This is a genomic window from Haliea sp. E1-2-M8, from assembly GCF_030649675.1.
Taxonomy (GTDB): domain Bacteria; phylum Pseudomonadota; class Gammaproteobacteria; order Pseudomonadales; family Halieaceae; genus Haliea.
The window spans coordinates 59,612-77,572 of the sequence record NZ_JAUTDR010000010.1 but is presented as its reverse complement, the minus strand read 5'-3'; the positions used below and the strand labels follow the sequence as shown (position 1 = coordinate 77,572).

18 protein-coding genes and 1 pseudogene are annotated in these 17,961 nt (G+C 56.5%); 2 read left to right on the top strand and 17 right to left on the bottom strand.

Features of this window, described 5'->3' with window-relative positions; genetic code table 11:
* The first annotated feature begins 11 nt into the window (after window positions 1-11).
* Window positions 12-209 (top strand): hypothetical protein, encoded by a 198-nt coding sequence (locus tag Q6D67_RS10170; RefSeq protein WP_304705497.1) that lies wholly within the window; start codon window positions 12-14, stop codon window positions 207-209.
* Between the two features lie 221 nt (window positions 210-430).
* On the opposite strand, the gene Q6D67_RS21795 is transcribed toward Q6D67_RS10170, so the two are convergent.
* From Q6D67_RS21795 to Q6D67_RS10130, 9 genes and pseudogenes are all read right to left on the bottom strand, one after another.
* The gene (locus Q6D67_RS21795; protein WP_370551946.1) at window positions 431-580 is read right to left on the bottom strand and encodes a lmo0937 family membrane protein; all 150 of its coding nucleotides are present in this window, start codon (window positions 578-580) and stop codon (window positions 431-433) included.
* A gap of 124 nt (window positions 581-704) precedes the next feature.
* Window positions 705-1,940 (bottom strand): kynureninase, encoded by a 1,236-nt coding sequence (gene kynU, locus Q6D67_RS10165; protein WP_304705496.1) that lies wholly within the window; start codon window positions 1,938-1,940, stop codon window positions 705-707.
* On the bottom strand, window positions 1,937-2,719 hold the full coding sequence (locus tag Q6D67_RS10160) for a S9 family peptidase (protein WP_304705495.1): 783 nt from the start codon (window positions 2,717-2,719) through the stop codon (window positions 1,937-1,939). The genes kynU and Q6D67_RS10160 overlap by 4 nt, the downstream gene beginning before the upstream one ends.
* Before the next feature lie 214 nt (window positions 2,720-2,933).
* On the bottom strand, window positions 2,934-3,182 hold the full coding sequence (locus Q6D67_RS10155) for a hypothetical protein (RefSeq protein ID WP_304705494.1): 249 nt from the start codon (window positions 3,180-3,182) through the stop codon (window positions 2,934-2,936).
* 215 nt (window positions 3,183-3,397) lie between these two features.
* Window positions 3,398-3,781, bottom strand: a pseudogene (locus Q6D67_RS10150) (F0F1 ATP synthase subunit alpha); the annotation flags it as partial.
* A 4-nt stretch (window positions 3,782-3,785) separates the two neighbouring features.
* A complete protein-coding gene (locus Q6D67_RS10145) occupies window positions 3,786-4,229 on the bottom strand; it encodes a DUF2383 domain-containing protein (RefSeq protein WP_304705493.1) in 444 nt (147 codons plus the stop codon).
* Window positions 4,230-4,312: 83 nt separating this feature from the next.
* Window positions 4,313-4,876, bottom strand: coding sequence for a hypothetical protein (locus Q6D67_RS10140; RefSeq protein WP_304705492.1), 564 nt, complete (start codon window positions 4,874-4,876; stop codon window positions 4,313-4,315).
* A 197-nt stretch (window positions 4,877-5,073) separates the two neighbouring features.
* Window positions 5,074-5,967, bottom strand: coding sequence for an alpha/beta hydrolase (locus Q6D67_RS10135; RefSeq protein ID WP_304705491.1), 894 nt, complete (start codon window positions 5,965-5,967; stop codon window positions 5,074-5,076).
* A 143-nt stretch (window positions 5,968-6,110) separates the two neighbouring features.
* Window positions 6,111-7,661 carry an NAD(P)/FAD-dependent oxidoreductase gene (locus Q6D67_RS10130; RefSeq protein ID WP_304705490.1) on the bottom strand — a complete coding sequence of 517 codons (1,551 nt, stop codon included), beginning with the start codon at window positions 7,659-7,661 and terminating at the stop codon, window positions 6,111-6,113.
* 183 nt (window positions 7,662-7,844) lie between these two features.
* Between Q6D67_RS10130 and Q6D67_RS10125 the strand changes: the two genes are divergently transcribed.
* The gene (locus tag Q6D67_RS10125) at window positions 7,845-9,038 is read left to right on the top strand and encodes an NAD(P)/FAD-dependent oxidoreductase (protein WP_304705489.1); all 1,194 of its coding nucleotides are present in this window, start codon (window positions 7,845-7,847) and stop codon (window positions 9,036-9,038) included.
* Between the two features lie 215 nt (window positions 9,039-9,253).
* On the opposite strand, the gene Q6D67_RS10120 is transcribed toward Q6D67_RS10125, so the two are convergent.
* Genes Q6D67_RS10120 through Q6D67_RS10085 form a run of 8 tightly spaced genes read right to left on the bottom strand, consistent with a single transcriptional unit; the run spans window position 9,254 to window position 17,959 of the window.
* A complete protein-coding gene (locus Q6D67_RS10120) occupies window positions 9,254-9,589 on the bottom strand; it encodes a DUF6488 family protein (protein WP_304705488.1) in 336 nt (111 codons plus the stop codon).
* Window positions 9,590-9,616: 27 nt separating this feature from the next.
* A complete protein-coding gene (locus tag Q6D67_RS10115; RefSeq protein ID WP_304705487.1) occupies window positions 9,617-10,144 on the bottom strand; it encodes a hypothetical protein in 528 nt (175 codons plus the stop codon).
* Window positions 10,145-10,155: 11 nt separating this feature from the next.
* The gene (locus Q6D67_RS10110) at window positions 10,156-10,857 is read right to left on the bottom strand and encodes a HupE/UreJ family protein (protein ID WP_304705486.1); all 702 of its coding nucleotides are present in this window, start codon (window positions 10,855-10,857) and stop codon (window positions 10,156-10,158) included.
* Entirely contained in the window at window positions 10,847-13,981 is a 3,135-nt protein-coding gene (locus tag Q6D67_RS10105; protein WP_304705485.1) for an efflux RND transporter permease subunit, read from the bottom strand. The genes Q6D67_RS10110 and Q6D67_RS10105 overlap by 11 nt, the downstream gene beginning before the upstream one ends.
* Before the next feature lie 10 nt (window positions 13,982-13,991).
* Window positions 13,992-15,227, bottom strand: coding sequence for an efflux RND transporter periplasmic adaptor subunit (locus Q6D67_RS10100; protein WP_304705484.1), 1,236 nt, complete (start codon window positions 15,225-15,227; stop codon window positions 13,992-13,994).
* A gap of 28 nt (window positions 15,228-15,255) precedes the next feature.
* Entirely contained in the window at window positions 15,256-16,569 is a 1,314-nt protein-coding gene (locus tag Q6D67_RS10095; protein WP_304705483.1) for a TolC family protein, read from the bottom strand.
* A 27-nt stretch (window positions 16,570-16,596) separates the two neighbouring features.
* On the bottom strand, window positions 16,597-17,574 hold the full coding sequence (locus Q6D67_RS10090; RefSeq protein ID WP_304705482.1) for a M56 family metallopeptidase: 978 nt from the start codon (window positions 17,572-17,574) through the stop codon (window positions 16,597-16,599).
* Entirely contained in the window at window positions 17,564-17,959 is a 396-nt protein-coding gene (locus tag Q6D67_RS10085; protein WP_304705481.1) for a BlaI/MecI/CopY family transcriptional regulator, read from the bottom strand. The genes Q6D67_RS10090 and Q6D67_RS10085 overlap by 11 nt, the downstream gene beginning before the upstream one ends.
* Window positions 17,960-17,961 lie beyond the last annotated feature (2 nt).

Sequence of the window (17,961 nt, the reverse complement as noted above, 5' to 3'; positions counted from 1 at the left end):
GGATCGATTTGATGCTGGCCCGCCAAGGTGACCGCGTGACGCTTCAGTTGCTCAATGCTGAACAGCTCCGCGCGCAGCAGCTCGGTATCCCGATGATGGCTCAGCCCATTTCGTGTACGCGCCGAATTTCTGAACGATTTGATGACTATGACACGCTCCTTGAGGAGGACGCGCTGGGCACTGCCAAACGCTGGCCGGCCGATCAATAAGTAACAGGCGCGCCGTCTGACACGATTCTACACCATCAAGCTAGTGGTATCTCGGCCTGCGGAATATTGAGGCGTGAAGGTATCCGCAGGGGGCGATCGCTACGAGGCTTTCCGTAGTGCGAATAGACAGGCAGGCTAGTGACATGTAAGGAATACGCAGCGCAAAGGATACGCCGTGCCGCTCCGCCCATGGCCCTCTGATCTATAATCCGTGAGCGGACTTACGGGCCTCGACGCCCGCTAATCAACTGAAACACAACCATAATCACAGCGAGCACCAGCAGAATATGAACGAAACCGCCTACGGTAGTTCCGGAGACCAAGCCCAAGGCCCAAAGCACGACAAGGATAACGGCAATTGTAAATAGCATGATGGATATTCCTTCGCTGTGATGACCGATTCCAATATTGCTAAAAAGCATGGACGAGCCACCGATTGCCGTCTGTGCGGCTGCGCACATTTGTGGGCCGGGAGGTTCGCTCCGAATCGATAGCTCAGGTCACTCTCGCTCGAGTAGCAAAACGTGCCTGCAAATACTCAGCCTCTGCAAGAATCCGCAGTAACTGCTGCAGTGCAGCCGCCACGTCCCGGTAGCTGTTATACAACGGTGAAAAACCAAACCGGACGATATCCGGAGCACGAAAGTCCACTACCACGCCTGCTTCAATAAGCGCCTGCGCCACCCCGTACGCCTGTGGGTGCGCAAGGGACACCTGACTGCCCCGCCGCTCCGCAGCAAGCGGCGTAAGCACCTGGCAGTCGGCGCAAATCGGATTGCTGCGCACCCCATCAATGAACACAGCCGTCATGGCCGAGGATTTGGCGCGAATCTGATTCATGTCAAGCCCGGCGAACACGTCGAGCGACGCATCCAGAGCCGCCAAACCGAGAATCCCGGGGGTTCCGCCGAGATAGCGCACTACGCCCCGGGCCGGCCGGTATCCGGGTTCAAAGGCAAACGGTTCCGCGTGCCCCAGCCAACCGGACAGTGGCTGGTTGACCTGATTCTGATGCTTTTCCGCGAGATACAGAAAGCCCGGTGCACCGGGCCCACCGTTAAGAAATTTGTAGCCACAACCCACGGCCATATCCACCTGCCAGCGGTCCAGCTCAAGGGGTACTACACCGGCACTGTGAGCCAGGTCCCACAACACCAAAATACCCTTGGCGTGAGCAGCCCGGGTGATCGCCGCAATATCGTGCAGGCGCCCATCCCGAAAATTCACCTGCGTCAACAGCAGCAGGGCAACATCCGTATCCATCGCTGCCAGCAGCTGGTCGGCCGGCACCGTGCGCGTAGTGCAGCGCTGCTGACCCAACAACCCGCCGACGCCTTCCGTCATGTACAGGTCGGTGGGGAAATTGTCTTCCTGGGTCAGAATTACCCTGCGCCCTTCCTGCAACTGCAGGGCGGTGACAATGAGCTTGAACAGATTGATCGAAACAGTATCGCAGCTGATCACCTGGCCCGGAGCGGCGCCCACCAGCCCTGCGATTTTTTCGCCCACGGTAACCGGGAGATTGATCCAGTCGTTGCTGTTCCAACTGCTGATCAGGTCGTGGCCCCACTCCTTGCGGACAACCTCCTCCACTCGGGCCATTGCCGCTTTCGGCAGTGCACCCAGGGAATTGCCATCGAGGTAGATTTTACCTGCGGGCAGGGAGAACCGGTGACGCAGGTCCGACAGCGGATCAGCGGCGTCCAGTGCCTCGATATCGGGCAATGTCATGGCGTCGCCTCCAGCAGTTTGAGAAGAACGGAAAGCACGGCCTCGAAAGCCTCAGTGCCTGGATGGATGAGGTCGAAGTGCCCGGCACCGTCAATATTGATAACCTCGGCACCCGCTACGGCGCTCGCATGGGATGGCGCCACCAGCGGGTCAGCGCTGCCGTGCAGGAGGATTGTCGGTAGCTGTAGCCCCAGCCTGGCTGGTGACGCCGCCGCGTAAAATTCCGGCACCTCTTCCGGCGTGCCCCCCATGAACTGCGGAGTCACTGTCTCGCAACTGTTACTGCCCCTGGCATAGGCTTCAAGATCAGTAATCGCGGCCAGTCCAGCGACACCTTTTAGCATGATGCCGTCGGCCGCAAACGCCTGTGCCTGCGACGCTGCCCACAGCGCCAACTGCCCTCCGGCGGAGTGGCCAGCGAGCAGCACCCGCTGCAGATCCACGCCTGACACCGTCTGCAGGGCGGAAATGGCCGCATACACGTCTTCCGCGGTGCCCGGCCAACCACCGCCCTGCTCACCAACGCGCCGGTACTCAGGCGCCCACACTGCAAAGCCCTGAGCTGTCAGCGCCGCTGCCACGGGTGACATGTGAGCAACGCCAAACTGCTGGAGCCAGCATCCGCCGTGCAACAAAACGACTACCGGGAAATCTTGCCCTGACTCGGCAGCGACAGGCAGCCAGAGACGCGCAAACTGGCTGGGCGCGTCGCCATAGCGGTACTCCTTTACTGGCGAAGCCGCAGGGAGAGCCTCGACATCACTGAATGCAACGGGCATGGTTACAACTCCGGCCGCCATACCCAGACTGCTGAACAGACAAGCCATGAGGATTACAGAACGCAATTGGGTCGACATAGTCACGCGGCCAAACTGAGAAAACAGGAGGCGCATTGTAGACGATTGAAGAGGCAGGGTTCAGGGCATCTGCATGACCTCGTTCAGCTACCGGGTTGCCAGTGGGACGATGCCGAGGCTTCGGCGCTCAACAGGATCACTTCGATCTCCTCTGTGATTCCTCCTGGCGCAGGATGCGCTCCCGGGAATCCACCTGTTCGCTGCGCTCGTCCAGCCGGCGAATGGCCCCATCGAGATGGTTCATACGCAGTTGATTCTCTGCGATGAGGGACAGGTAACAAAGGCCGTGGAGCGCCGCGAACAGGTACTCCTCCACCAGTTCGGCAAAGAATTGCCCCGGCGGCAGGTTGACTGCGGGTGGATAGCCATGGGAAGCAGTACTCATACGCTCCTGAAAAGGGGGAAATACCGAATGGATATGGATCCCGTCCCGCTTGTCGCTGTAATATAGCGCAAGCAACGCCAGGGAACCCCGGCGATCAGTCAATTTGAGGATTGCCGCCACCAGGGCATCGACACAGGCCTCCACGTCTTCCGCCACCGCTGGGCCGGCCACCTCGTCGACAACCCGCTCATCGTCTTCCAAACGCTGCGCCAGTCGCGTGCCCGCCCGCCGATGCGGGACACGGATTTGGCCACGTCGATCACAGGGCGAAAGCCACCGGCGAACAGGCTGCCGTCCAGGTAGAGCTGGCCATCGGTGATGGAGATCAGATTGGTGGGGATATAGGCTGCGATCTCCCCTTGCTGAGTCTCGACAATGGGCAGCGCCGTCATGCTGCCGCCGCCCCGCTCGGGCGCAAGACACGTTGCCCGTTCAAGCAGGCGCGCGTGGAGGTAGAAAATATCCCCGGGATACGCCTCCCGCCCCGGCGGACGACGCAGCAGCAACGACAGCTCGCGATAGGCGCGGGCATGAGTGCTGAGGTCGTCGTAGACCACCAGGGTATCGCGGCCCTGGCGCGTGAAGCAAAAGCCGATCGCCCTCTCAGAGCTTCTCAACGGTCGTTTCTATCCAGCCCTTGTGCCGGCGCTCATCGGCGAGGCCCTTGCGCAATAGTGCCTGGATGTGCTCGGCATAGCCCTTTTCCACCGCTGTCTCGTATTTCTTGTTGGTGACTTCTTCATTGGCCCGCATCGCCTTGAGTATGGCTGCATCGCCCAGGAGATCCGCAAGCACCACCTTGCCTTTGGTCAGAATCTTCATGGCATCGCCTTTAGTGGGTGGGCTGCCTCCTTCCTTGCGCACGGCTTCGCCCAGCTCCTTGACATGCCTTTCGTGATCACCCAGAAATTCGGTGAGTTTCTCCCTATAGGCAGCAGTATCCAGTCGCTCGATGGCGGCCTGATACGCGGCGATGGCGTCATAGTCGAGCTCAATCAGGTCTCCCAGGTCAGAGATGATCTGCTTTGAATCCATTACTGTAGTCATAAAGTTTGCCTCGTTGATGATTTGGATTTGAGTCCCGGGTCAGGCCGCGATATCCCCGCATGTTTCAGTACTGACGGTGCGGTTCAAAAGTTGTAACCCAGGCCCACTGTATAGGCCCAGATTCCACTGTCCTGAAACGCATCGGAAGCATCACTGGTACTGCTGAACAGGAACTGGTAGTCAACGCGGCCGAGGAAATAAGTCTTCGGAAGCACGTAGTACTTGAGGCCCGCTTCCAGTCCGGCAAAGCTGCTGTCATTGATACCGTCACCGTAGATGCCGCCGAGGCTGCCGCCGACAAACGGTCGCGCGCGATCGGCAAGAAAATGATAGTTGACGTAAGCACGGCTTGAGCCATTCCAGAAATCATCCTTGATGCTTTCGCCCTCAATACTCGCGTAATTGACGCTTTGCCTGATACCGGCAACAACCTGATCTGTCAGGTACCAGCCGAGATCGCCAGTCACGCCAAAGCTGCCGCTGTCCAAATTGCGGTCGCTATTACCGGTTCCTGAGATGGAGAGCTCCCGTTCGCCCTCACGGGAGCCGAATTCTGATGACTGTGCGCCTGAGGATTGCGCCGAGGCTGCCATCGGCAGTGCACCGAGAAGACAGATAGTGATTGCCGCTGCGTTGACTTTGATCATAGAAATCCTGCCCTGCACTTTTTGGATTTAAATTGGAATTGCGCTACGACGTACTTGAGGCGAACCGTTTTGTGGCAAATGCCAACCCGGTCAGACAAAGCAAGCGTATGCCTACATGATCGGCGCTTGACCGCCAGGCCGTCTGTTCGCAAGCCCACTGACCGAACCTTTACCGCCCGGGCAGGGTTCATTTCCTGCTAGCCGGAGGTCGTCTTCCAGGCGATGTAGTCGCGGATGCGGGCCCAAGCCACGACCGCTTCCTCTACGCCGCTGTTCACCAAGCCATGCCAGCCATGGATCATGCCGGGCCAGGACTCCATACTCACCTCTACCCCGGCTCGCACCGCCCGACTCGCAAGCTTCAGGGCGCCCTGGCGCATGGTGTCGTGCTGGGCCACCTGCAGGTATAGCGGAGCCAGCCCCGCCAGGGCAGCAGACGCGGGCGAGACGCGAGGATCATCCAGTGGCAATTTCCCGGCGAGGTAATCACGCCCCCGGTTGCGGACCCAGTCTGCGGTGAGGAACGGGTCCCGCTCCGAGGCATGAGGCCCCGCAACCGCCAGGTCGAACCAGCCTGTGACCGAGACGAAGGCCGCCGGCATGGGCAGGCCCGCATCGCGGGCCCGAAGCAGCAGACCCAGCCCCAGACTGCCACCACAGGACTCGCCCATAACGACCAGCCGCCGCGGATCCACACCGCTATCGAGCAGGCCGCTATAGGCGCTGAAGCAATCGTCGTGAGCTGCGGGCCAGGGATGTTCCGGTGCCAGGCGGTAATCCGGCATGACCACCTGGCAGCCAGCGTGGCGCGCGATGATCTCGCCGTAGAAATGGTAGTGATCCAGCGGGCAAGACACGAAAGCACCCCCGTGGCAGTGCAGGGCCAGGGGCGCCCTCTCCTGGCCGGGTAGCCGGTAGACGCCACAGCGGACGCCACCGTACTCGCGTTCCTCCAGCAACACATCTGCACTTACCGGCTGGCTGTGAAACGGCGCCATAGTGGCGCGCACAGTGCGGTAGTCTGCCGCCGGGTCGGCGAAATCCATCGGCACGGCATCGATGATCTGTTGCAACAGGGCACTTCGGCTCATCTGATCCGGTCTCCTCGATCCGTCTGTAACTTGCCGGGATAACGCTGTCACGCCAGTGAACACTGTTTGGGCCAAATGATCTACTGATTGCCGCCCATGCTCTCGCAAATAATCTTGCAGAACCACCAGAGAGAGGCCATCCCTCACTTCAGCAGACGATAATCACTCAAGCGGAACCACTTGCGGGAAAAGATAAATCCGGTCGCCGGCTCCGGAGAGAGGCTGGTGACCTCATCCGTCATGTTTTTTCTGTAAAAGGCGGTGCAGGTGGCGTTCTGCCACACCGTCTTTTGCATTTTTCTTCTCATGTCCGCGATGTACGCGTCCTGGAGTTCGGGTCTGGGATCAATAGCCTTGATGCTCTTGTCCCGTCTCACGGCGCAAATGGCCTGAACGATGTAATCAGTTGCCGCTTCCATATAGGAAATCTGCGAGCTGTGTCCGGTGCCGGTGTTCGGGCCGTTCACCTTGAAATAGTTGGGGTAACCGGAAAAAGTAAGGCCTTTGTATGACACCGCCTCATTTACCCATTCATTGTTGAGGTTACGGCCACCCAGCCCCTGGACCTGGAACGTCAGCGCTTTCTTCATGTTCGAATACGCGTAATATCCCGTAGCATAGACGATGACGTCCAGAGGAATATCACTGCCATCATTTGTTCTGATGCCCTGGGGCGTGATGGATTCAATTCCGCCGATCACGACATCGACGTTATCAAGGGACAACGCGGGCAGGTAGGTATTGGTCGGTATGACCCGCCGGCAGCCCATTTCGTAATCGGGCATCATGTGCTGGCGCAGGTTGTCGTTCTTGATGTACTTGTCCAGGTGCCCCTGCAAGCTTCTCCGGTAGTGCTCCTTTATGAGCCGACTGATTCCTGAGACCCCAGGGTAACGGCGGAAGGCGATAAACCTGGCGTCATAGAAAACAAAGACAAGCAAACGGATGATGTGCCGTATGCCCGGCAGCGTTCGAGCGAAACGCTCAACGGCCCCGTAGTGCCGGTCCGAGCGCGGGAGAATCCACTGCGCCTTGCCCATGAACAGGGTCAACCGGGTTACCTTGCCGGCGATGGCCGGCACAATCTGGGCCGCTGAACAGCCCGAGCCGATGACCCCGACACGTTTTCCTTCATAGGTGACCGAGTGGTCCCAGTGTCCGGAGTGGAAAATGGCTCCCCGGTAGGTTTCCGCACCTTTGATGCGGGGAATGTGCGGATTTGCCAGCACCCCGCTGGCGTCGATCACGAAGCGGGCGTTAAAGCTGTCGCCAGATTCAGTCTCTACGCGCCACAAGGACTCCCGCTCATCAAACACAAGGCTGGTTACTGTCTGGTTCGTCTGTGCATACTTTCGCAAGCCGAACCTGTCGATAATATGGTTGGTGTATGCAAGCAATTCGCGTTGCGGGGCAAAGGATTTCCTGAACGGATAGGGTATGAAGGAGATGCAATAAAGACTGGTTGGGACGTCCACTTCTGCTCCTGGATAAGAGTTGACCTGCCAGGTACCACCCAACTCAGAGCTCCTCTCCAACAGAACAAAGTCGTTGCATCCTTTTTTCTGCAATCGAATGGCAGCCAGCAGCCCTGAGAACCCGGTCCCGATGATCACGGTCTCCACATGGCGGGGCTGGATCGGGCTCCCGGCATGGACAGAGATTTCCTTTGTTGCGGATTGCTCCGATACGCTCATCTTCAGTCTCTTTGGCTAACTCGGCTACTCTATTGGCAACCGTATTGTCACCGAATCGCCTTAACACAGCCTTATATCGCAGAACACATTGACTCCCAGGCGGCCTTCTACTGGAACGCTCCTCCGTCCACCTGCCCTGAGACTGGTATACTGCCCGCCGTTTTCCTTCGAATGGCAGGCAGCGTGGCGTCAGATCCAGCATCACAGTACGACGTAATCGTCATCGGCGCCGGCGCAGCGGGCCTGATGTGCGCGTTGACCGCCGGCTATCGGGGCCGCCGTGTTCTGGCACTGGACCACGCCAGCAAACCGGGCAAGAAAATTCTGATGTCCGGTGGCGGACGCTGTAATTTCACCAACCTGAACAGCACAGCCGACAACTTTCTCTCGCATAATCCCCCCTTCTGCATTTCGGCACTGAAGCGCTACACCCCGCAGGATTTTCTGGAACTGGTGGATCGCCATGGCATTGAGCATGAGGAAAAAGCGCCCGGACAGCTGTTCTGCAAGGACAGCGCAAAGGACATCCTCAACATGCTGCTCACCGAGTGTGAATGGGCGGGGGCAGAAGTTCGCCTGAAAACAGTCGTCGAAAACATCAGCGAAGCCAACTCCGGCTACCGCCTGCGTACAGGTTCGGGCGATCTGACCTGTGATTCCCTGGTGATCGCCACCGGCGGGCTGTCGATTCCCACCATGGGCGCCACCGGTTTCGGGTACGAAGTGGCAAGGCAGTTCGAACTGGAGATACTGCCCACCCGCGCCGGCCTGGTGCCGTTTACCCTGCAACCGGAACTGAAGGAGCAGCTTGCGCCCCTGTCAGGCGTCAGTTGCCCGGTGGATGTGCAATGCCATAACCAGCACTTCCGGGAGCCCATGTTGGTTACCCACCGGGGACTCAGTGGCCCGGCCATGCTGCAAATTTCGAGTTTCTGGAAACCTGGAGACAGCCTGGTCATTAACCTCCTGCCAGCCTGCCGCATTGCCGAAGACCTGTTCAGCCTGCGCAAAACCCGACCACAGTGGACGATCGCCCAGTACCTGGCCCAGCACTTGCCGAAACGGTTTGCCCAGGCCTTTAACGAATTGCAGGGTTGGAGCGGTCCTTTGCAGGAATACAGGAACAGCGATATTGAACGGGCGGCGAACACCCTGGGGCAGTGGTCGATCAAACCCGCCGGCACCGAAGGCTACAGAACTGCGGAAGTCACCCTTGGTGGCGTAAACACCCGCCAGCTCTCTTCCAAAACCATGGCGGTTCTGGAGCGGCCGAACCTGTACTTCATTGGCGAGGTGGTGGATGTCACCGGACACCTCGGCGGCCACAATTTCCAGTGGGCCTGGGCGTCCGGAGTGGCGGCGGGGAATGACGCCTAGCGGCGACCTCCACCGGCTTGCGGCGGCCATCACCGAGAATACGCACCCCCAGACCCGGGCCCGGGAGTCACCGACCCTGGATTACTTCGCCTGCAGCGTAACGTTAAAGGGTGCCAACGAGCATGTCACGTTATTCTGCAGGCCGCTGACATACCACTCGGTCTCCCCAACACCAAAGTTTTTTGTGCGGCTGAACAGCTCGTTGAACATAAAAACTAAAAACTGTTGGTATCTCGAGCTTCCAGCACCTTCCCGTTCGCAGCTATTTTGAAATACACAGATCCCATTGTTTCTTTGTTGGTTGCACTCACCACATAAACTCCATCTCTGACATCGACCACTTCAATATCTTCGATCGGCACTGATTTCCAGCTAGTATCCAGCTGACCTGCCTTATAGCCCATGTCCTTGAAGATCATTTGTCTAACGGTTTTACTGGCGATCTGGATGGCTGATTGCGGGCTGATGACACCGTGGTCGCTATGTGCCACCACTACGCCGGCCGGAGTGATCAGGGTGAGTAAAAGTATTGCGCAAAAAAACAGTTTCATGGTGTGCTCCTGTGAGGATATAAGTGTTTAAGGGTTTAAACCGATGATTTGAAATTGTCCGTTGACGATGATCTGAACAGCTACAGCTTCGTCACTGGTGTTATTCCAGTACCAACCGTGTGAGCCGCTAAAGGGGGCAGTAAAACTGCCTTTCATGCTATCCAGGGTGGCAATGGCGTAGCTTTCAAAATAACCAGTGGTGTCGCCTTCAGGCTCGCCGTGAAGATCGAAGTACAGAGGATCGCCGTCGGTCATCCATTCATAAGACAGTTTGTCATACTGGTTCATATGAAATTTATATTCGATACCCTTGCCGGCAGGGACGGTGATTTCTATTACTTGTTTCGAGGCAGCACGGCTGATCTTAGCTTGGGGTGGAGCCGGGCTGGCTTCCGCGGCTTCAGCCAACAGGGTGAGGCCGAGCTTGTGGCCGACCCCCGTGGGATCGATATTGTATTCAGCGGGCAAAATAAAGGTCACCAGCGCAATCGCGGCTATCAATATCGCTGCCAGAGATGCCTTGACCAGGGCGGTTAAACTTACGGTGTGTTGCATATTACCTCTCGTCATAAGTACTGTAAGGTGAAACCGGTGAGCTGATAACCCATCAGCATTAACCCTGCGCTCATCAACAAGGTATTGGTGAGCGTCGCAAATCGTTCAAATGACGGTAACCGGCGCCAGAAATTAATCGCAATCAGGATAAAGACCAGAGCCGCTAACTGCCCGAGTTCTACACCGATATTGAACGCCAGCAGATTAGTCAGGAGCCCCTGCTCGGGCAATTGAAACTCCTGAAGCTTGGTGGCTAGTCCAAAGCCATGAAACAAGCCAAAAATCAGCACCGCCCCACGGGTATCCGGTTGCCAGCCCAGGATCCGTTTGAAACCACCCAGGTTATCAAAGCCCTTGTACACCACTGACAATCCAATAATGGCATCAATCAGATACGCATTAACCTCTATGCTGCCGAGGACGCCCCATAATAGCGTTAGGCTGTGGCCTATGGTGAACATGGTCACGTACAGCAACACATCCCGGCTTTTATACAGAAAGAAGATGACCCCAACCAGAAACAGCAGATGGTCATAGCCGGTCAGCATATGCTTGGCACCGATATACAGAAACGGTACAAACTGAACACCGGTATTCTGCTGCAGAAAACTTCGGGTACTATCATCAACGCCATGGGCCAGGGCGTTGGCGGATACCAGGGTTAGTACCAACAAGAGAAGTACCCGGTAGGTGCGATCACTGTTACTCAGCATGAGCAGGCTCCTGGCCAGTTCGTTGATCGTCACGGTGTAATAACCGGTACAGGGCCGGAATGACGAACAGTGTCAGCAGCGTGGATGAGATCACCCCACCTATCACGACAGTGGCCAGTGGGCGCTGCACCTCAGAACCGATCCCCGTATTCAGCGCCATGGGGACAAAGCCCAGAGACGCAACCAGGGCGGTGGTGAGTACCGGGCGCAGGCGGGTTAAAGCGCCGTCAATAATAGCCTGGTCCAGCGGCAGTTTTTCCCTCAGCAGTTCCCGGATAAATGACACCATGACCAGTCCATTGAGGATGGCGATGCCGGAGAGTGCGATAAAACCCACGGCGGCGGAGATGGAGAATGGAATATCTCTCAGCATTAGAGCGGCAACCCCACCGGTCAGTGCCAATGGCACGCCGGAAAAGATGATCATTGCGTCCTTGAAGGAGCCCAGAGCCAGAATCAGTAGCCCGATAATCATCAGCAACGTAACGGGTACTACGATGGACAGACGCTGCGACGCCGACTGCAGTTTCTGATAGGTGCCGCCGTACTCCACCCAGTAACCCGCGGGCAGATCCACACTGCCGTTAATCGCGGTTTTAATATCCGCGACAAAACTACCAAGGTCCCGCTCCCGTACGTTGGCCGTTACCACCACCCGGCGTTTACCGTTTTCCCGGTTGACCTGATTGACCCCTTGTACGCTCTCCAATTGAGCCAGCTCCTGCAATGGCACACTCATTCCGCCGGGAAGATGGACTGGTAAGCGTGCCATGGCATCCACATCACTGCGCAACGATTCTTCGAGCCGAACAACGATATCGGCACGACGGTCGCCCTCATAGAACTTACCGGCAACACGCCCACCAAAGGCCGTCGCCAGCTGCTCCTGTATCTCCATTTTGCTGATACCGTACTGGGCCAGTTTGTCCAGCTTCGGCAAGATCATCAGCATGGGCAGACCGGTGGTCTGCTCCACCTGTACATCCGCAATGCCCTCTACCGCACTGATCGCCCCTTCGATTTCATCGCCCAGTGTCGCCAGCGTCTCCAGGTCATCACCAAACACCTTTATGGCCAGCTCAGCTCGCACACCCGACAACAGCTCGTTAAAGCGCATTTGAATAGGCTGTAAAAACTCGTACCGGTTGCCGGGAATATCACTCACCAGAGTGTCCAGTTCGCTCACAATCTGTGTTTTGGGCTTGTCGGGATCGGGCCACTCTTCCCTTGGTTTTAGAATAATAAAGTTATCCGCCACACTGGGAGGCACAGCATCCGTTGCCACATCGGCCGTTCCGATTTTGGCGAACACACGCTCTACTTCCGGAAGCTCCTTGATGCGCTCTTCCAGGGCTTCCTGCAGGGCAATGGACTGACTCAATGAAGTCCCGGGGATACGCAGCGCGTGCATGGCAATATCCCCTTCATCCAGATTGGGAGCGAATTCGGTGCCCAGTCGGGTGGCACCAAAGCCACTGATGATCACCAGCAGTGTGGCCAGCCCTACCACCAGCCCCCGGTATTGCAGCACCCAGTGCAACGCTGGCTGATACGCGGATGCGGCAGCGTGAATAATCGGATTGTGCTTTTCCTGAACGGGCTTTTTGAACAACAAAGCAATGGCCGCCGGGACAAAGGTGATGGAGAGCAACATGGCGCTGAGAAGGGCAATGACCACAGTAATAGCCATGGGATGGAACATTTTTCCCTCCACGCCTTCCAACGCGAATATAGGCAGATAGACCACGGTGATGATAAACACACCAAACAGGGCGGGACGAATGACCTCCCTGGTCGCTTCAAATACCACGTCAAGTCGTTCACGTACGGCCAGTACACGATTGGCTGTACTGGCTTGACTCAATCGCCGCAGACAGTTTTCCACAATGATGATGGCACCATCGACCAACAGACCAAAATCCAGTGCACCGAGACTCATAAGGTTGGCGCTGACTCGCGTTTGCACCATCCCGGTGATGGTCATCAACATGGCAAAAGGAATCACCAGCGCAGTCAGGAAAGCTGCACGGATATTACCCAAAAACAGAAATAAAATGACGATGACCAGCAGGGCCCCCTCGGCCAGGTTGGTCTGTACTGTGGTCAGGGTTTTATCCACCAGTTTAGTGCGATCATAAACCGCCGTGGCAACCACTCCTTGGGGCAGGTTCTGATTGACCTCCTGCAGCTTTATCGCCACCGCATTGGCTACGGTACGGGCGTTTTCGCCGATCAGCATGAACACGGTGCTCATGACCACTTCGCGGCCATTCTGGGTCGCCGCGCCCGTGCGCAGTCCCTGACCTTCGCTGACCTCCGCCACATCCGCCACTCTCAGTGGCGCACCGTTCTGGGTGGATAGTGGAATCCGGCCAATATCCTCGATGGCTTCAGCCTGTCCGGGAATGCGGATCAGCAGCTGGGCCCCATGGCGCTCGATAAATGCCGCACCCTGATTGACGTTGTTGGCATTAATCGCCGCCACCACATCGGCCTGGGTCAGCCCGTGGGCCAATAATCGAGCGGGATCAAAAGCCACCAGAATCTCGCGCTCATACCCACCGATCGGGTTGACTTCCACCACACCGGGTACGCGCATGAGTTGCGGGCGGATAATCCAGTCGTGCACCGCTCGCAAGTCCATGGGAGTGATGGGATCGCCGTCGGCACTGCTTGCGCCGGGTTCAATATCCACCGTGAACATAAAGATTTCGCCGAGGCCGGTGGCAATGGGCCCCATCTCGGGCTCCAACCCATTCGGCAGCTCCGAGCGGGCGGCTGACAATCGTTCGTTAACCAGCTGCCGGGCAAAATAGATATCGGTGTCATCGCTGAAAATCGCCACCACCTGCGACAGTCCGTAGCGAGAGACCGAGCGGGTATGGGCCAGTCCCGGTAATCCGGCCAATGAGGTTTCCAGTGGGTAGGAAATGCGCTGCTCCACTTCCAGTGGTGTAAAGCCTGGCGCTTCCGTATTGATCATCACCTGTACATTGGTAATGTCGGGCACGGCATCAATCGGCAGTTTGGTAAAGCTCCAGGCCCCAAGACCCGCCAGTACCAGCACCAGCAGAATCACCAAACCACTACGGTGTATTGAAAAGTGTAAAATCCTGTCCAGCATGGGTGGGCTCCTAGTGGTCGTGTGACGCGCCGGATTTTTCAATATCAGCTTTGATGATGTAGCTGTTCTCGGTCACGTACACAGTGCCGGGCTCCAGTCCACCCAGCACTTCCACCCAGGGGCCGGCTTCACGTCCCAGCTCCAGCATCCTGACTTCATACTCCTCACCCACCTTGGCATAGACCACGGTGAAATCCCGGAAGCTTTGTAAACCGGCGCGCTTCACTGCCAGCGGCACGGTAAAGGTATCGACTTCGATATCGCCGGTGATAAACAAGCCCTCACTCAATAAACCGTCGGTGTTATCGACCTCGGCCAGAAACAGTCGGGCCTGATCATCGCGCAGGCCGGTCTTTGATCCACGGATTGTGCTGGTGAGCGGCTCTTCGAACCCGTTGATTGTCAGCGTAACCGGGGACTTTGCTTTTACTTTGGGCCTATCCATCGGGTAGACAGCCAGTTCAGCCAACAGAGTACCGGTACGAGTGATTTCCAGTAATGTGCGTCCTGCGCTCTGTTCTCCAGTACTGGCGAACTGCTGACTGATGACACCGTCCATCGGTGCGGTGATCTGGTAGGTTTTCAAACTCTCGTTACTTTCGATAGTGACCAGCGCCTGGCCCTTGCTGACCTGATCCCCCAGCTTGACGTGCATCTGTTTGACCTCACCGTCGAAACGGGCCTGAATCTGCCGTTTCGCATCCGGAGGCAGCACCAGCGTACCGTAAACCCGAATGATCTGATGCAAGGTCGCGACACCAGCGGTTTCTGTGCTAATGCTCATGGCATCGGCGACGGGATCAGCAATAAGGGTGCGGCCTTCAAAGTTGTCGTATTCCCAGCGATGGGTTTTGCCCTGGTGTGCTGCCGTCAGCGTAACCACAAAGGAGTGCGGTTCATAAATCACCGTATCGCCGCGCAGGTAATCGTCTTCGGCCCGGAAGCCGATGTCGTCCACCACATTGCCCAGGCGTGTGAGTTGCACCCGTAGTTCCACCGCGGCGGGTGCAACCGGTTCACCGTTGTTGGTAACCCATACCCGAAACTCCGGTGGCACGCCAGTTTCAAAAATGGCCAGCTCAATGGCAAAGTCGCCATCACGCAACATCCGGCCTGCATGCGGCCCCTTTTCGGGCTCGGCCTCCTGAACCTCCGGCCCCGATGCGGCGGCGGCGATTGACGGTAGCAACAGTGCACCCAGCACCAGCTGGCACACCAGTACGAGACGATAGGTATAAGGGTTCATAATCGTATCTCTCACGGCTTCAGCGTCCTTAAAATGTCAGTGTTGTGCCGGTAAGGCGTTGCAGTTCAATATGCTGCAAATGGATCGCTTCGAAGGCGCTTAACAGATCCTGTTGCGCCCCCAGCTTTTTATTCAGGATGGCAGTCCACTGCTGATAGCCCAGCTGGCCGGTCTCATAGGCCTGACCGGCCTGGGCCTGAGCGCTGCTTAAGATAGGGATAATCTGTTCTTGAAGAGTTTGTATCACATGTTGACTGTGGTTGATTTCCTGAAGCAGGACGTAAAGCTGCGTACCCAGTTGGCGCTTCAGTGCCGCGGATTCGCTGTCGTATTCGCCCTGTTTTGCCAGAAGGCTTCTGATTTTTCCGGCGCTACTGCGATCTTTTCCCAGTGGCACCGAAACGCCTGCGATCATGCCAAAATCATCCGTTGCCTCAAAACGCCGAACACCTACTGAAAATTGCCATTGCGGCTTGGCCTCGATTCGCGCCAGTTCTATCTCTGATTCCGCAATACGCTTCTGTGTAGCTAACAAGGTCAGTGCGGGGTTTTGTTTGAGCCGGGCAAGTTGCTGATCAACACTACCGACGGCTGGGGCTTTGAACAGCTCGCCCTCCAACCGAAAACCATCGCGCTCACCACCCCATTGTGCAGCCAACTGGTAACGCGTTGAGCTAAGCACGTGTTGCAGGTCTTCAGCCTCCAGTTCCCGTTGAGCCAACTCTACTTCGGCCTGAAGGCGCTCAAACTCCGGGCTCTTGCCAACTTCGACTCGCTTTTGAATGGTGGCGACAGCGTCTCTCGCCTGTTGTATTGCTTTCTTTGCAAGTGTTAAGCGCTGTTCTTCGACCAGCGCCTGAACGAATAACCGAGCTGTCTGGGCAGATAGATCAAGCGCAGTGACTTCCTGCTCGATGTCAACCTGACTGGCAGCAACCCGCGCAGATTGAATGCGCTGATCAATTCGAGCATTCTGAGTGATCCAACTTATGGACAACGTGGACTGAGCGCCGCCAAGACCGTTGTGATCGCCATTGCCTCCAAAGTCTTCTACCATCACGCTGACGTTTGGGCGTTCGCCCACGCCGACTTGTTCAACCAGACCCTGGTACGCTTCTCGTCTATGCAGGAAAACACCCAACTGCGGGTGTTGCTCCAGCGTACGGTGGACCGCTTGATCCAGCGATAATATGGTCTGTTGTGAAACGCTCTGAGCATTGACGGTCGACGCCAGCAGGCATGCGACGCCGACAAAGAACACAGAATAGGTCGGTGTCAGGAATCGCCCATAAAACCGACTGGCAGTCGGTATTTTTTGCACATCGATATCGCGCAGACTCATTAATCAGCCCTTTCTTTTCAGTAAAAATTAGTGGGAAAAAACCGCTTCGATCAGGTGATGCAGGGCATCAATCCCCATGGTTGACAATATCGTGGTTAACGCCATGGCCAACAGACAGAAACCCCAGGGGAACGATCGAAACCTCTGCGGGACAACGAGGGTCCTGACACGTAAATCAACATCGTCCGCGATAAAATAACTCACCATGGCAGGGTGCAACTTGCCCGCAAAGAAGCGCTGAATTCTGGCAGCCTTGACCAGAGTCTGAGCAATGTCCAAGGTGCAGTAGGACATGCTTACCTGAGCATCAGCCAGTTGTTCGGTCGCCAACGAGAACAATCGGTTTAAACGGCGAGCGACCGGTTTCGGGTAAAGCGACGCGAATAGCGAAAACAGCCACTTTTTCTGTGTATCTTTGTGCTTGATATGCGCTCGTTCGTGATCGATGATGATATCCAGTTCCGTTGCGGAAACCTGCTCAATAAGCCCGGTCGTGACATAGCATTTCGGATTTATAAGTCCGGCGGTAAACGCTGACGGGGTTTGAGATGCCAGCACGACAATATCGCGCCCAATATTCCAGTGTCCGGTTTTTCCCTGAGAAAGGTGCGTGAGCGTATCCAGAGCATTCAAATGACGAACAGCCTTTCGACCATTCCTTACCAGCACATAAACAATGCCTAGAAGAAACAACACCAGGGTCGCACTATGCCAGCTATCCAGATAAAACACATAGGGATGGTGCCAGTGGGCTAGTCGGTCCAGCCAGAGCATGCTTTCTGATTGGAACAGTGAAGGCACAAAAAGCATCATGCAGATGATACTGACTGCCCAAGGCGTGACCACGAACAACCATAAGGTCGTTTTTTGCGTGCCAGCAGATAACTGAGTGATGCGACGAGCAGTAAAAGGCGCTACCGAAGCCAGCAGTACTGTGGCTACCAACAAGCCAATAAGCGCAATACTGAGCAAATTGACAATAATCGCCCATTCATTAATCAGCATCAGAGACTTCCTGGCTACGCAGTTGACGTTGTTGCTGAATCAGCTTTTCCAGTTGAGAAAGTTTGTCGTCATCCAGGCCGGCAGAGAAGGAGGAAAAGGCGGCAATCAGGCTGTCTTCACCTTCGCTGATAAAATCACAGGTGACATTCTGGATCAGTTGGGCAACCAACTCTTCTTTCCCGACTCTGGCTCGATAATAATAAGCGTGCCCCTGTTTCTGACGGGTCAACAGGTCCTTTTTGAACAATCTGTCCAGGGTGCTCTGAATGGTGTTCAAGGCACCGCCCCGGCGCTTGGTCAGTGCCACATGCACCTGCTTGGCATCGGCCTCTGATGTCTCCCATAAGAATTGAAGAACGCGCTTCTCTAAATCACCCAAGATCATAC